General features: G+C 65.4%; 12 protein-coding genes. 3 read left to right on the top strand and 9 right to left on the bottom strand.

Features of this window, described 5'->3' with window-relative positions:
• Positions 1-206 precede the first annotated feature (206 nt).
• On the bottom strand, positions 207-758 hold the full coding sequence (locus Q8O29_RS11170; protein ID WP_305562768.1) for a DUF177 domain-containing protein: 552 nt from the start codon (positions 756-758) through the stop codon (positions 207-209).
• Positions 759-784: 26 nt separating this feature from the next.
• On the opposite strand from Q8O29_RS11170, the gene Q8O29_RS11165 reads away from it, so the two are divergent.
• A complete protein-coding gene (locus tag Q8O29_RS11165; protein ID WP_305562766.1) occupies positions 785-1,435 on the top strand; it encodes a Maf family nucleotide pyrophosphatase in 651 nt (216 codons plus the stop codon).
• Complete coding sequence (locus tag Q8O29_RS11160; protein WP_305562764.1) at positions 1,432-2,199, top strand: SAM-dependent methyltransferase; 768 nt, start codon at positions 1,432-1,434, stop codon at positions 2,197-2,199. The genes Q8O29_RS11165 and Q8O29_RS11160 overlap by 4 nt, the downstream gene beginning before the upstream one ends.
• Positions 2,200-2,262: 63 nt before the next feature.
• Here the strand turns inward: Q8O29_RS11160 and Q8O29_RS11155 are convergent, their stop codons facing one another.
• From Q8O29_RS11155 to Q8O29_RS11140, 4 genes are read right to left on the bottom strand one after another with little or no spacing between them, the layout of a single operon-like run.
• Positions 2,263-3,318 carry a S49 family peptidase gene (locus Q8O29_RS11155; protein WP_305562762.1) on the bottom strand — a complete coding sequence of 352 codons (1,056 nt, stop codon included), beginning with the start codon at positions 3,316-3,318 and terminating at the stop codon, positions 2,263-2,265.
• Positions 3,319-3,328: 10 nt separating this feature from the next.
• The gene (locus tag Q8O29_RS11150; protein ID WP_305562760.1) at positions 3,329-3,715 is read right to left on the bottom strand and encodes a Rieske 2Fe-2S domain-containing protein; all 387 of its coding nucleotides are present in this window, start codon (positions 3,713-3,715) and stop codon (positions 3,329-3,331) included.
• Positions 3,708-4,379, bottom strand: a complete 672-nt coding sequence (locus Q8O29_RS11145; RefSeq protein ID WP_305562758.1) for an HAD family hydrolase — start codon at positions 4,377-4,379, stop codon at positions 3,708-3,710. Before Q8O29_RS11145 ends, Q8O29_RS11150 begins: the two co-directional genes overlap by 8 nt.
• Positions 4,348-5,499 carry an RluA family pseudouridine synthase gene (locus Q8O29_RS11140; RefSeq protein WP_371134216.1) on the bottom strand — a complete coding sequence of 384 codons (1,152 nt, stop codon included), beginning with the start codon at positions 5,497-5,499 and terminating at the stop codon, positions 4,348-4,350. The genes Q8O29_RS11145 and Q8O29_RS11140 overlap by 32 nt, the downstream gene beginning before the upstream one ends.
• 574 nt (positions 5,500-6,073) lie before the next feature.
• Between Q8O29_RS11140 and Q8O29_RS11135 the strand changes: the two genes are divergently transcribed.
• Positions 6,074-9,253 (top strand): Rne/Rng family ribonuclease, encoded by a 3,180-nt coding sequence (locus tag Q8O29_RS11135; protein ID WP_305562754.1) that lies wholly within the window; start codon positions 6,074-6,076, stop codon positions 9,251-9,253.
• Positions 9,254-9,592: 339 nt separating this feature from the next.
• Here Q8O29_RS11135 and Q8O29_RS11130 read toward each other — a convergent pair whose 3' ends face one another.
• From Q8O29_RS11130 to hemC, 4 genes are all read right to left on the bottom strand, one after another.
• Positions 9,593-10,882 carry a heme biosynthesis HemY N-terminal domain-containing protein gene (locus Q8O29_RS11130; RefSeq protein WP_305562752.1) on the bottom strand — a complete coding sequence of 430 codons (1,290 nt, stop codon included), beginning with the start codon at positions 10,880-10,882 and terminating at the stop codon, positions 9,593-9,595.
• A gap of 8 nt (positions 10,883-10,890) precedes the next feature.
• A complete protein-coding gene (locus tag Q8O29_RS11125; protein ID WP_305562748.1) occupies positions 10,891-12,012 on the bottom strand; it encodes a uroporphyrinogen-III C-methyltransferase in 1,122 nt (373 codons plus the stop codon).
• Positions 12,009-12,821, bottom strand: a complete 813-nt coding sequence (locus Q8O29_RS11120) for a uroporphyrinogen-III synthase (protein WP_305562746.1) — start codon at positions 12,819-12,821, stop codon at positions 12,009-12,011. Before Q8O29_RS11120 ends, Q8O29_RS11125 begins: the two co-directional genes overlap by 4 nt.
• Before the next feature lie 217 nt (positions 12,822-13,038).
• Positions 13,039-14,019, bottom strand: a complete 981-nt coding sequence (hemC, locus tag Q8O29_RS11115; RefSeq protein ID WP_305562744.1) for a hydroxymethylbilane synthase — start codon at positions 14,017-14,019, stop codon at positions 13,039-13,041.
• Positions 14,020-14,073: the final 54 nt, after the last annotated feature.

The following is a 14,073-nucleotide window of genomic DNA, read 5'->3' as shown; positions in this document are numbered from 1 at the left end:
GCTGGGACTCATCCATGTTGATCACCATTCTTGGGATGATCAACCCACTCACCAAAAGTCACCTCAAATTACGGCTTCAGGCTCATTCCTGATTGGAAATACAGGCCTCTGCTCAGGCTCATACCACGTTGGAAAAGGCTGCCCCTGCAGCATCCACCCAGAAAGACCGCCTGCCAGGGCGCCCGAAACCAGCCGGTGAATTGCTCTTATTTAGGTTTTTTTAGCTGGGCCAGGGCTGCAAACGGATGCGGTTTGACCTGCGCCGCGCCATCCGGCGGCGCCAGTTCAGCCTCGCCAGCGCTGAACACCGGGCTGACCGGACAGGTCTCGTGCATCGGCACCAGCGGCAGGGCCATCAGCAATTCATCCTCGACCACGGCCAGCAGGTCGAACTGCGGCGCCATCACCAGTAAATCCTCCTCAGACGCGTCATCCTCGGCCATGGCGATGTCTTCATCGGCCACAAACCGGTACCACTGATCGATTTTTAGCGACGTCGCCACGGCGCCCATGCAACGCTGGCAGGTCAGCGGCAGGCTGGTTTTGGCTTCCAGGTGCACCCAGACATCGTCGTCGGCGCCGGTGCGTGCGCGCAATTCGCCGGTGGCGCGCCAGTTGACGATCAAATCAGGCGCTGACCCATGTATTTCCTGGGCCAGGCGCTCCATATTTTGTAGCGGCGTGAGTTCCACCAGCGATTCGCCCGCCTGGGCAAAGGCAGGCATGTTGAGGCGCTGGGCGTTCAAATTTTTCGACATGGCAAGCAGTGTAAGAGAATCAGCGCATGAGCCCTTCTCCCGCCGACCCTGACCGCACTGCCCTACCTGGCACGAACGCCCGCCCTGTGATCCTCGGCTCCAGCTCGCGCTATCGCCAGGAATTGCTGGCGCGCCTGGCGATTCCTTTCGATGTCGTGTCCCCCGAGGTCGACGAAACCCCGCTGCCCGGCGAAGCCCCGGCAGAGCTGGCGCTGCGTCTGGCCTTGGCCAAAGCCCGCGCAGTGGCCGCTAACTTTCCCCAAGCGGTAGTGATCGGTTCTGACCAGGTCGCAGACCTGAACGGCCTGCCGCTGGGCAAACCCGGCAATCACGAACGCGCGGTGGCCCAGTTGCGCCAGATGCGCGGCCAGGCCGTGATTTTCCAGACCGCCGTGGCCGTGGTCTGCGCTGAAAGCGGCTTCGAGCAGGTCGAACTCGCTGCCGTGAAAGTCGCATTTCGCGAATTAAGTGATGACGAAATTGAGACCTACCTGCGCATCGAGCAGCCCTACGACTGCGCCGGCAGCGCTAAAAGCGAAGGCCTGGGCATCGCTCTGCTGGAATCGATTGAAAGCGACGACCCGACCGCGCTGGTCGGCCTGCCGCTGATACGCACCTGCCGCATGATGCGCGCGGCCGGCATCACGTTGCTGGCCACGCCTGGGGCCAAGTCATGAGCGCGTCGCCCAAAGGCCGGCTCTACCTGGTTCCGGCGCCGCTGGACTTCGGCTGCGATGTCCAGGCGCCGCTGCAGGACGTGATCCCGCTGGGCACACTGCAGATTGCGGCCACGCTGCCCTGCTGGATTTGTGAAAATGCCAAAAGCACACGCGCCTACCTGAAACGGGTCGGCGAGGTACAGCCGCTGCTGCAGCCGGTGCAAGCGCTGCAGATCACCGAGTTGCCGCGTGAAGTGCATAAAAAAGGCGACCACGGCGGCGGTTTCGACGCCAGGCCACTGCTCAAGGCCGCGCTGGACGGCCACAACATCGGCCTGGTCAGCGAAGCCGGCATGCCGGCGATTGCCGACCCGGGCTCCTCGGTCGTCCGCGCAGCGCATGAACTGGGCATCCGGGTCTTGCCGCTGACCGGGCCCATGTCGCTGATGCTGGCGCTGGCCGCCAGCGGGCTGAACGGCCAGAACTTCGCGTTTGTCGGTTATTTGCCGCAAGACGGCGGTGAGCGCAGCCAGCGCATCCGCGAACTCGAATCGTTGGCGCTCAAAACCGGCCAGACGCAGATCTTCATCGAAACGCCCTACCGCAACACCGCCCTGCTGCAGGCGCTGCTGCAGACCCTGCAGGCCAACACCCGCCTGGCCCTGAGCTGCGGCCTGAGCCTGCCGACAGGCTGGTCGTACAGCGCACTGCTGAGCGCCTGGAAGCGCGACAAACCGGCGCCGCCGCTGGGCTTGCCGACGGTGTTTTGTATCGGGCGCTGAAGCCTGCCTGCGGCGGCAAAAAAGCCCGCATCAAGCGGGCTTTTTAATGGCGTGCACCAGGGCTCAACGAATCGAGGGAATCGCCTTGAGGCTGCGGATCACGCCATCACCAATCGCCGCGCCAAAACGCTTGGCCAGGCGCTCGGCGACGTTTTCACGGCGCGTGTAGTCGATGATTTCCTCGGTCTTGACGATCTCGCGCGCCACATACTCGAGCGAACCCACATTGTCGGCCAGGCCCAGTTCAACCGCCTGCTGGCCGGTCCAGAACAGGCCGCTGAACATGTCTGGCGTTTCCTTCAGGCGCTTGCCGCGGCCAGCTTTGACGACGGTGATGAACTGCTGGTGAATCTGGTTCAGCATGGTCTGCGCATAAGCGCGTTGCTGTTCGGTCTGGGGGCTGAACGGATCCAGGAAACCCTTGTTGTCGCCCGCGGTCAGCAGGCGGCGCTCGACGCCGACCTTGTCCATCAGGCCGGTGAACCCAAACCCGTCCATCAACACGCCAATGCTGCCGACAATGCTGGCCTTGTCGACAAAAATCTGGTCGGCCGAGGCGGCCACGTAGTAGGCGGCGGAAGCGCAGGTCTCCTCGACCACGGCATACACCGGCTTTTTGTGTTTGGCTTTCAGGCGGAGGATTTCATCGCTCATCATGCCGGCCTGCACCGGGCTGCCGCCGGGCGAGTTGATCAGCAACACCACCGCCTTGGCGCCTTCGTCTTCAAAGGCGGCACGCAGCGCGGCATTGACAAACTCGGCGCTGGCATCGGCGCCGGCGGCAATCTCACCCTTGATTTCGACCACCGCCGTGTGCGGCGTGGTCACGCTGGTGGTGGTGCTGCGATGCATCGCGAACCAGACCAGGAACACAAAAAACGCCAGCCAGGACAGGCGGACAAACGTTTTCCAGCGGCGCGTGGCCTTTTGCTCGTTCAGGGCCGCAAACGCCAGTTTCTCCAGCGTGGCACGCTCCCAGCCGGGCTTGAGCGCGGGATCGGCCGACCTGCGCTTTGCTATGTTTTCAGGAGCTACTGACGCAGCTCCGACATGGGCTGGAGGCCGATTTGGATCGTAATCCGGGTCGTCGTAGGGGTCGTTGCGGTTTGAATCATTCATAGCAGGTAGTTTAGAACTCGATTGCCTTCAGTTTGTAGGAGGTATGCCAGAAAACAAGTCCATCACGCTCGCTAAGGTCTATTTTGACCAGCCCGCCTTGGCAGGGGCCGCCGCTGCAGGCACCGGTGTCGGGGCGGTAAGCCGCACCGTGGCTGGCGCACAGCAGCCACTGGCCGCTGTTATCGAAGACCCGGTTCGGCTGCCAGTCCAGCTCCATCGCCACATGGGTGCAACGGTTAAGGTAGGCGTGCGGCCGACCCTCGAAGCGGACCGCAAAGGCCCGGCAGGTCTGGCCGGCGTAGTTCACGTCGAAAGGCACGGCTTGCCCGCCGTCGGCCAGTTCCGGGCTGCGGCACAGCGCCATCAGCGCGGAGTTGGCGCCGCCGGCTTCAGCCATGGAGCGCCAGCCAGCCCTGCAGCTCGGCCACCGAATGCGCGATAAAACGCGGCTTGAGCGCCTCAAAGGCCGCGAATTCATGCGCACCGTAACTGACACCGACGCTGGCGCAGCCGGCGTTCCCCGCCATCTGCAGGTCGTGCGTGGTGTCACCAATCATCAGCGTACGCGCCGGCGTCACGCCGAACTGGTCGATCAGCTCATGCAGCATGCGCGGATGCGGCTTGCCGGCAGTTTCGTCGGCGGTGCGCGAGGCATCAAAACGGCCCTTGAGCTCGACCGCCTGCAGCGCCTCGTCCAGCCCATGCCGGCTTTTGCCGGTGGCCACGGCCAGTTTGTGGCCGCGCGCCTTCAGCGCGGCCAGCAAGGGCAACACGCCCTCAAACAGGCTGATGTCGTTCTGGTGGGCAATGTAGTGATGCCGGTAACGCGCGCCGAGTTCGGGGTATTTGCTCTCCGGCACGTCGGGAGCGGCATGCGCCAGCGCCTGCATCAGGCCCAGGCCGATCACATAGCCCGCCGCCTCGTCGGTCGGCACCGTGCCGCCCACGTCGCGTACCGCAGCCTGGATGCAGCGCACGATGATTTTGGTGGAATCGAACAGCGTGCCGTCCCAGTCGAAGGCAATCAGGTCAAAGGTCAGTGGCTTGGAGGGAGACGGCATGGGTCGTGAAACTCTCGAGATCGGGGGGGAGCGCGGCCAGCAACTCTATGCGTTTGCCGCTGGACGGATGGGTGAACTTTAACCGCCAGGCATGAAGAAACATGCGTTTGAGCGTAGCGCCGGATGCTTCTTTTTGCAGGGTCTTGTTGAGTTCGAAATCGCCATACTTGTCGTCGCCGGCGATCGGGTGGCCCTCGCTGGCCAGGTGGACGCGGATCTGGTGGGTGCGACCGGTCTTGAGGGTGACTTCGAGCAGGCTGAAGCTGCCATCCGGCGCCACGCCTTTCACCTTGATCAGCGTCACGGCACGCATGCCGTCGGGATGCTCCTTGCCCACCACCTGAACGCGGCGCTCGCCGTCCGCCAACAGGTATTTCTGCAGCGGCTTGTCCAGCACCTTTTTGTTGGCCGGCCAGGCGCCTTTGACCATCGCCAGGTAAATCTTGTCGGTCTCGCGTTCGCGAAACTGCTCCTGCAGGTTTTTCAGCGCCACCCGTTTTTTGGCGACCAGCAGGATGCCACTGGTTTCGCGGTCCAGCCGGTGCACCAGTTCCAGAAAGTGCGCGTCCGGCCGCGCCATGCGCAATTGTTCGATCACGCCGAAGGCCACGCCGCTGCCGCCGTGCACGGCCACACCGGCCGGCTTGTCTATGCCCAGCGCATGGTCGTCCTCGAACAGGATGGGAAATTCACGCGAGGGCGCATAGCCGCCCGTGGTTGACGCCGCGCCATGCCGCGCGCTCTCGACCGCCATGGCTTCAGCTTTCTGCCCGGCGCGCTCCGAGGTCCGCACCGGCGGCAGGCGCAGCACATCGCCGGCCGCAATCCGGGTGTCGGCCTGCACCCGGCCCTTGTTGATGCGAACCTCGCCGCTGCGAATGATGCGGTAGACATGGGTTTTGGGCACACCTTTAAGCTGGCGGATCAAAAAATTGTCCAGCCGCTGGCCGGCCGAGTCCTCGTCGACGGTTACAAATGTGACTTGCAGGGCTGCCTTGTCAGGTGCAGCAGAGGGGTGCTGCAGCGCGGCTGCGGGCACGGCGCCCCCCGCTACGTCAGCGTTTGCGGGTTTCCCCGGACGGGCTGTTTTGGCTGAACCTGCGCCTATAATGTGTTTCACTAGCGACAAGCTGTAAGTGGTTGATTTGTCTGGGAGTTTAGTCCACACACCCATCAACCCACTGCCAACAGCCTTGCTGGAAGGTCGACGCCACTGGCAGCAATTGCCTGCAAGCGCACGGTGCCAGGCACCCGGCGGCAGGAGAATGTTGTGCAGACGAGTCGGCGTTTTGCGAACACAACTACGGAATACGATGTGTTCAGCCCCGCAGGCTGGACACGGATAGCAGCGAAATCTGATCTTTGAATGGGTAGCCTCTTGACAACACTGGTCGTACTGATGAACACATGCCTGCGGCGCTTTTTAGCCCCGCTTTTTGGCATGAATCAGCCGCCAGCCCTTGTCCTGCGGGCGCAAGCAGCTACTGAATTTGTAGCACTGACCCGTCGGACCCCGCTTCGCCCCATCCACGCGCCTACGCCCAGACAGCGCAGCTAACCGGTTCATTCCGGTTCGCTGTCGCGCCGTCAAAGGCTCTCCGGCAATTCCCCACGTTCGCACAACGTCTGCTCCTGGCGTCGTTTGCCCGTTTTTCGGGCAGTGATGTGAGACAGAGAAGAACCAAGGAAACCCCATGAAACGCATGCTGGTCAATGCCACCCAGTCGGAAGAACGCCGCCTGGCCATCGTCGACGGACAAAAACTCCTCGACTACGAAATCGAAATTGAAGGGCGCGAACAGCGCAAGGGCAACATCTACAAGGCCGTTGTGACACGCGTCGAGCCCTCGCTCGAAGCCTGTTTTGTCGACTACGGCGAAGACCGCCACGGCTTTCTGCCGTTCAAGGAAATCTCCAAGCAGTACTTCGCTCAAGGTGTGCCGGTCAGCCAGGCGCGCATCCAGGACGTGATCCGCGAAGGCCAGGAAATCCTGGTCCAGGTCGAGAAGGAAGAACGCGGCAACAAGGGCGCGGCCCTGACGACCTTTGTCTCGCTGGCAGGCCGTTATGTGGTGCTGATGCCCAACAACCCGCGCGGCGGTGGCGTCAGCCGCCGCATCGAGGGCGAGGACCGGGCCGAGCTCAAGGAAAACATGGACCAGCTGGAATACCCGGCCGGCGCCAGCATCATTGCGCGCACCGCCGGCATCGGCCGCAGTGCAGCCGAGCTGCAGTGGGATCTGAACTACCTGATCAAGCTCTGGACCGCGATTGACGGCGCCGGCAAGGGCGGCAAGGGCGCCTTCCTGATTTACCAGGAATCGAGCCTGGTGATTCGCGCCATCCGCGACTACTTCAACAGCGACATCGGCGACATCCTGTTCGACACCGACGACGTCTATGAGCAGGCGCGCCAGTTCATGGCCCACGTGATGCCCGAGCACGAGCACCGCGTCAAGCGTTACCGCGACGACGCACCGCTGTTCAGCCGCTTCCAGATCGAGCACCAGATCGAGTCGGCTTATGCCCGCACCGTGCAGCTCCCTTCCGGCGGCGCCATCGTGATCGACCACACCGAAGCGCTGGTCTCGGTGGACGTCAACTCGGCCCGCGCCATCAAGGGCGGCGACATTGAAGAGACCGCCACCCGCACCAACCTGGAAGCCGCCGACGAAGTCGCGCGCCAGATGCGTTTGCGCGACCTCGGCGGCCTGATCGTCATCGACTTCATCGACATGGAAGAGTCGCGCAACCGCCGCGATGTTGAAAACCGCCTGCGCGATGCGCTGCGCCAGGACCGCGCGCGTGTGCAGTTCGGCACCATCAGCAAGTTCGGCCTGATGGAAATGAGCCGCCAGCGCCTGCGCCCTGCGCTCAATGAGGGCGCATCGATTCCCTGCCCGCGTTGCGGCGGCTCCGGCCATATCCGCGACACCGAAAGCTCGGCGCTGCAGATCCTGCGCATCATCCAGGAAGAGTCGATGAAGGACAGCACGGCCTCGGTGCTGTGCCAGGTGCCGGTCGATGTGGCGTCTTTCCTGTTGAACGAAAAACGTTCGGAGATCGCCAAGATCGAAATGAAGCAGCGCATCAACGTGCTGCTGGTGCCCAACAAGACGCTGGAAACACCGAACTACAAACTCGAGCGCCTGAAACACGACGACCCGCGCCTGGACAACATCGAAGCCAGCTACAAGATGGCCGAAGAGAGGGAAGACCCGACCACGGTCACGCGCCGCAGCCAGGAAAAACACAACAAGCAGGAACCGGTCATCAAGGGTGTGTTGCCCGACGCACCGGCCCCGCAGGCGATTCCCAAACCCACGCCGGTGGCCGCTGCACCGGTTGCTCAGGCGCCGGCCCGTGCCGTGGCTGCCGCGCCTGCCGAAAAAAGCTTCTTTGCCAAGCTCAAGGAATTTTTTGTCGGGGCCGACACCGCTCCCGTGGCCGCCCCGGCCCGTGAAGAGAAAAAAGACGAACGCGGCGGCGAAGCCCGCCGGGACGGACGCGGCGAACGCAGCGGTGAACGCGGCGCCCGTGACGGACGCCGGGGTGGACGCGGCGGACGCGGCGAAAGCCGTGCCAGTGAACCCCGCAGCGAAGGCCGCCCAGACCAGCCACGCGAAGCCCGCAGCGAGCGTGGTGAAGGTCGCAGCGGTGAGCGCCGTGAACGTGCGGAGGGCCGCGGTGACCGTCCCGTTACCGAAGGCCGTGAAGGCCGTGGTGAAGGCCAGCGTCAGGAGCGCCCGGTCAGTGAACGCAACGAGCAGCCGCGTGAGCCACGCGGCGAGCGTCCGGAACGTGTGGACGGCCAGACCGCCGGCGCGGAGGGCCGTGAAGGCCGTGGGCGCCGCGGTCGCGGTGGTGAACGTGGCGAGCGCGGCGAGCGCGCACCGCGTGATGCCGAACAGCAGGAACAGGCTTTGGCCAACCAGGCGGCCATGGCTGCAGCGATGGCTGGCGACACCTCGCCGCGCCAGGAACGCACTGTCGAAGCCGGTGCTGACGGCGAACGCCAGGACGGTAACCGCAACAACGAAGCCCGCCCAGAAGGCCAGGGCCGACGTGAGCGCGGCGAACGAGGTGAGCGTGGCGAACGCAGCAATGGCCGCCGCAACGAACGCCGTGACGACCGGGGGGAACGCACAGACGGCAGCGCCGCTCCAGTCGCCGGCGCCCAGGCCGACAGCTTTGACGCGGCCCACCCGGCCGTCGTGGCCAGCATGGACGAAGCTGGCAACCCGGTGGCGCCAGCATCCTCGACCGACGTGTTGCCCCGTACCGACGGCGAAGAAGGCCAGGACCGCCAGCCGCGCGAGCGCCGCAGCCGTGACCGTTACGGCCGCGACCGCCGCGAACGTGGCGAACAGCCGGCAGAAGGCAGCGCGGAGGCTGTCACACCGGCCGTTTTTGTTCAAAATTTCGAACCAAATCAGCCTGCAGCCCATGAAACACGGGCGTTGGCCGCTCCTGAATTCGTAGCGCAGGCCGAGCCGGCAAGCGTCCCCCAGGTGGCGCCGCAAGCCGCATCCGTGGCTGCCGCCCCCGTCGTGGTGGCAGCACCCGCCGCACCGGCCGGCCGCGCGCTGCCGAAGGTGCAGGGTTACGACCTGCCGCTGCAGGACCTGGCCCAGGTGGCTCAGTCCTCCGGCCTGCAGTGGGTCAACTCGGACGCCAGCAAGATCGCCGAAGTTGAGGCCACGATGGCTGCCGAACCCAAGCCCATCCACGTGCCACGCGAACGCGCGCCGGCAGCGCGACTGGACAGCGGTCCGCTGGTGCTGGTCGAGACCAAACGCGATCTACGCGACACGACCCTGCCCTTCGAGCAGGCTGCTGCGACGGCACCGGCCGCCGGTGAACGCGCAGAGTAATCTGCCGGTTGTGCCCGGCGGGGCACTCTGATCAAAGGCAGCTCCTGGGCTGCCTTTTTTCCGCCGGTAGCTTGCATCGCGGCGGAATGGAAGTAAAGCCATCGCAAGCATCGACTTCCTGGGTGAGCCAGCAAGCCGGGTCTCGCCCCGGCGGGCAACCCCCGGCCAACAGGCATCAGCGAACCAAAGAAGCTTGAAAGAAGAAACGCGGCTTCGACAAGCTCAGCCCGAACGGATGAGACAGAGGTACGCCCACATGGCTTCGGGATCAAGTCCGGATGACAACCAACCGGGTGGTCGAGCCACACCTCATCCGGGCCCACAGCCGGAACAGGGAAACTAAACCTTTGCTGCCCGCTTGTAAGCCTGCGCAGCAGAAACCGGGTCTTCGCGCTGCTCTGCCAGCAGCGCCAACGCACGCCAGGCATTGCGGTGCAAAGAAGCGTCTTGCAAAGCCATGGCGGCCTGGGACAGCAGTTGCTGGGCCTTGCCCCAGAGCTGGCGCTTCAGGCAGGCCATGCCCGCCAGGTACTGCAGATTGGCATCGCGCGGGCGTTGCTGCTGCGCGGCCTCGATCCGCGCCAGCCAGGCCGCGTCGATGGAGTCCAGACCCTGCTCGAGCACCTGGATCAGCTTGATACGCAAGTTGTCGCTGATGTCCGAGCGTGGCTGCATCACCGGCTCCCAGACCTGCAGCAGCCAGGAGCGCGCCAGGTTGGCGTCGCCATGCAATGCCATCAGGCGCGATGCGGCATGGATCACCAGCTCGGGCATGGCGCGCTCGGCGGCATCCAGCGACTGCCACGCGGTCTGCAGTTGCGCCGGATCGTGCGCGCCGCCCAGCAGCTCCAGCGCCAGCCCGCGCACGATGCTTTGTGCGGCGCCTGGCGAAAACGCCCGGTGTTTGGCCAGCAGGCGCGCGGTGTCCAGCGCCTGCGGTGTCTGCTTGGCCTGCCGCGTCGCCCGCAGCCGGGTGCGCAGCGCCAGCGTGCGGCGCGCCGCGCCCTGCGGCAACTGGCCCAGCAACTCCAGCGCACCGTTCGGATCGCGGTCATCCAGCGCCCAGCGTGCGGCGCGCAGTTGCACGCCTTCGCGGGTCTCCTCGGCGATGCGGTGGCTGCTGCTTTCCAGCGCCTGCTGCAAATGCTTTTCGCGCAGCGCCTTGTTCTGCAGTGACTGCGCGCTTTCGGCAGCCAGCAGATGGGCCAGCAGCCGCAGCTGCGTCGCCCGCGCGGCGTTGTAGCTGCTGACATCACTGGAGGTGCGCGCCAGTTCGCTCAGACTTTTTTCCTGCGTGATGGCGTTCTGCGCGAGTTTGGAGGCACGGATGAAGCGCCCGGCCATCAGGTGCGACAGCGCGTCCATGAAGGCCGCGTACATCGCCCTTTCTTTTTGCTGCGCGCGCCAGCGCCGGGCTTCGGCCGGCAGCGAAAACACCGCCGCCGAAGCGCGCAGCGCGACATACAGCAGCGTGAACAAACCGGCCAGTAACAGCACCAGCAGGTTGAAGGAGATGTCAATGCGGTGCGGCGGCCAGAACAGGGTGACCACCGCCTGGTTGTTGCCAGCCACCAGCGCCACCGCCACTGCGATGCCGAACAGGGCCAGGAGCCAGAGTGCGCTGCGCATGGCTGTGCCTAACGGCCCGCCGCCGCAGTGGCCAGGGCGGCCAGGGTTTCGTCCAGGCGCGGCAGCTCGCTGGATTTCATCTGGGTTTGCACCTGCTGCAGCAACTGGCCGGCCGCCTGCGTCCTGCGTGAAGCCGGGTCAAAGAATTTAACCAGCATGGCCGACGCGCTGGTCAGGTCGGCTCGCGCGCTGGCGGTCTGCCTCGACAGCAGGCCCAGGCGCGCATTGAGCAGCTTGAGCTTGAGGTTCTCGCGCAGGAAAAACGATTGTTCGGGCGCCAGCAGGGCTGCGTCGGGCTGGTCGATGCGGCTGACCCGCAGCAGATTGCGCACCTCATCACGCACGCCCTGCCAGGTGTTCTGCCACCAGGCCTGCAAGGCGAGTCGGTCGAACACCCTGCGCACGGGGTTGCTTGAGGGCGCGTCGGCGGAGGCCGCGCGGGCCGGTGCGGGCGCTGCGACGGGTGGGCGCATGTTGCTCGCCACCGGCATCGCATTGGCCAGCGGCAACTCATCCACCAGCCGCGTCAGTTCGTCAAGCTTGAGCAGCAGGCCGGGCACATCGGTCACGGTGGTGGCCTTGATGCGCTCCACGTCACGGGCGATCGCGCGCTGCAGCGGGTTCAGGCGCGGCTGGGCGGCGCGTGCCAGCCGCTGGTCGGCTGACTTGAGCGCCGCCAACATGGGCTCGGCGCTGCCGGTCAGTTGCGCCTGCTGCTGGGCCAGCCGCAGGGCCGACTCCATGTCCACCACCAGGTTCTCATCGCGCGAGCGCGACAGGCTTTGCATCAGTTCCTCAAGCTGGCTGCGCTGCAGGCTGACCTCGCTGAGCCGTGTCTCCAGCAGGGCCAGCCGCGCCGTCAGTTCGCGCGTGCCCTCTTGGGCCTGGCGCGCCAGCGTGCGCGCCTCAATCGACTGTGCCGTCGAATCATTGCTACGCCGCGCCAGCTCTTCCTGAATATTGCCGAGTTTTTGCCACAACAGGGCACTCAACACCACGCCAGCAACAGCCACCACCCCGGTCACAAACAGCCAGCGCCTGGGCACGCCAGCGCCTGCGGGCACGGCCGCCACCGGCACCAGCGCAGCCGGCGCAGGCAAAGGGGGGGGGAGGGATTCGCTGTCGCTCATGGTTGCATGGATTCTATCGAGGCCACAATATCATCGACTGCAGGGCGTGACTCTGCAACAACGCCCCAGCCGACGGCGCGTACGGCCACGGCGATGCGGGGGTGGGTCGCGACCGCGCGGGCCTGCGACCAGTCCTGCGCTGGCAGGTGGCCGGCCGCCTCGGAACTGCTGAAAAGCCAGACCGATCCGTCCGCCGCAGCGTCCGCCATTGTTTTGCGCTGCTGCGACGTGAACAGCGGCGCGCTGCGTTGGTAGACCGCAAGAAATTCAGGCAAGGCCCCCGCCGCCGCCAGTTGCCGCGCCAGCCAGTCCCGCCCATTGGATGCGCCCGCCATCTCCGCACCGGCGCCCTGCCCGCGCACGATCAGCACGCGCCGACCCTGCCAGGGTCGGCCGGCGACCACCGCCCACAGCGCCTCGGAATCAAACTGGCCGGCATCCAGCGCGGGGGCATCAATGCGCGAGTCGGAGATACCGGCCTCCCGCAGCGCTGCCACCGTGCCGGGGCCAGGCGCCATGTAACGCGGGCCTTCATTCGCTATCAAATCAATAGCTGCTTGCGCCCGTCCGGTATGGGCTGAAGCCTGATTTGATGCAAAAAAGGCCTCCACCGCATTGCCGCTGACAAACATCAGTGCGGCATACCGGTCGATGTCGCGCCAGGCTTGCTGCAGCGCTGGCGAGACCGGCAGCGCCTCAATACGAATCAGCGGCAACGCCTCGGCCGGCAGGCCGCGCTGCGCCAGCAATGCCACCCAGCGCGCGGCTTCGCGCTCGGGCCGGGTGACGATGACGCGGGGGGGGGTCAACCTGGATTCCGCAGTTGGACGCGCCCGAGCGGGCTGTGATGCAGTGCGCTGGCAAGGCACGACGACGCTGCGGGCTGATGCCCGCAAGAAGGAGCAACGCCGCCAGCGTGCCGCAGCGCGGCCCGATGGGGTGCGTAGCGCTTCCCACCCAGGTGGTGACGCTTGTCGTGACAGCAAAACTCTCTATTCATGCGGGGTAGCCAGCGGTGGCAAGCGGTCAATTGCGGAATCCAGGTTCAGGCTGGGCGGCCCACACCGCGCCGCTGGCGCGCAGCGAGGCGGCGACCTGCTCGCCCAGCGCTTCGGCTTCGGCAAACGTCGTTACGCTGGCGCTGTGGTCAGCGCGCACCAGCGGCGCGCCGACCACGCCCTGGCCGTCAGGACCCGGCTCGCCCCAGGCCGCTTCAAGCCGCATCTGCGCGGACTGCGGCCCACGGATGAAAGCGGCCAGCGGCATAGAGCAGCTGCCGCCCATGGCGCGCGAGACCGTGCGTTCGGCCGTCACCGCCAGCCAGGTCGGCTGGTGCGCCAGCCGGCCCAGCGCGGCCAGCAAGTCCTGCCGATCAGCGCGCACTTCGATGCCGAGTGCACCCTGCCCGGCGGCCGGCAACATCTGCTCGGGCTCGAAGGCCTGACGGATGCGCGATGCCAGACCGAGACGCTTGAGGCCAGCGGCCGCCAGCACGATCGCCTGGTAGTGACCATCGTCAAGCTTGCGCAGGCGGGTGTCGAGGTTGCCGCGCAGCGGTTCGATCTTCAGGTCGGGACGCAGGTTTTTGAGCAGCACCAGCCGGCGCAGGCTGGAAGTCCCGACCACGGCGCCCGGCGGCAATTCGGCCAGCGACGAAAAATCATTGGACACCAAGGCGTCGCGCGGGTCCTCGCGTTCGAGCACACAGGCCAGGGCAAAACCTTCCGGCAGGTCCATGGGCACATCCTTGAGCGAATGCACGGCGATATCGGCGCGGCCGTCGAGCAGCGCGGTTTCCAGCTCCTTGACAAACAGGCCCTTGCCGCCAACCTTGCTCAGCGAACGGTCCAATATCTGGTCGCCCAGCGTGGTCATACCCAGCAGCGCCACCTGCCAGCCCAGACGTGCCTCCAGCAGGGCCTTGACATGTTCGGCCTGCCACAGCGCCAGCCGGCTTTCGCGCGTGGCTATCACCACGCGAAGGGAAGTTGAAGAATCTGCGCGCACTCGTCACCTGTTTGTATCTGGGGGGTTCTTGGATGCTAGCATGCTGCACTGCAA

Origin of the sequence: Polaromonas sp. (assembly GCF_030689685.1) — a bacterium.
Lineage (GTDB): Bacteria > Pseudomonadota > Gammaproteobacteria > Burkholderiales > Burkholderiaceae_C > Polaromonas.
Note: the sequence above shows the minus strand (reverse complement) of the source record. Positions and strands in the feature narration are given on the sequence as shown.

Bases quoted from the DNA above. Each gene is read 5' to 3' on its own strand.
- Q8O29_RS11170 (WP_305562768.1), bottom strand. From the start codon at position 758: ATGTCGAAAAATTTGAACGCCCAGCGCCTCAACATGCCTGCCTTTGCC.
- Q8O29_RS11155 (WP_305562762.1), bottom strand. From the start codon at position 3,318: ATGAATGATTCAAACCGCAACGACCCCTACGACGACCCGGATTACGAT.
- Q8O29_RS11125 (WP_305562748.1), bottom strand. From the start codon at position 12,012: ATGAGCGACAGCGAATCCCTCCCCCCCCCTTTGCCTGCGCCGGCTGCG.
- Q8O29_RS11150 (WP_305562760.1), bottom strand. From the start codon at position 3,715: ATGGCTGAAGCCGGCGGCGCCAACTCCGCGCTGATGGCGCTGTGCCGC.
- Q8O29_RS11160 (WP_305562764.1), top strand. From the start codon at position 1,432: ATGAGCGCGTCGCCCAAAGGCCGGCTCTACCTGGTTCCGGCGCCGCTG.
- Q8O29_RS11130 (WP_305562752.1), bottom strand. From the start codon at position 10,882: ATGCGCAGCGCACTCTGGCTCCTGGCCCTGTTCGGCATCGCAGTGGCG.
- Q8O29_RS11135 (WP_305562754.1), top strand. From the start codon at position 6,074: ATGAAACGCATGCTGGTCAATGCCACCCAGTCGGAAGAACGCCGCCTG.
- Q8O29_RS11165 (WP_305562766.1), top strand. From the start codon at position 785: ATGAGCCCTTCTCCCGCCGACCCTGACCGCACTGCCCTACCTGGCACG.
- Q8O29_RS11145 (WP_305562758.1), bottom strand. From the start codon at position 4,379: ATGCCGTCTCCCTCCAAGCCACTGACCTTTGACCTGATTGCCTTCGAC.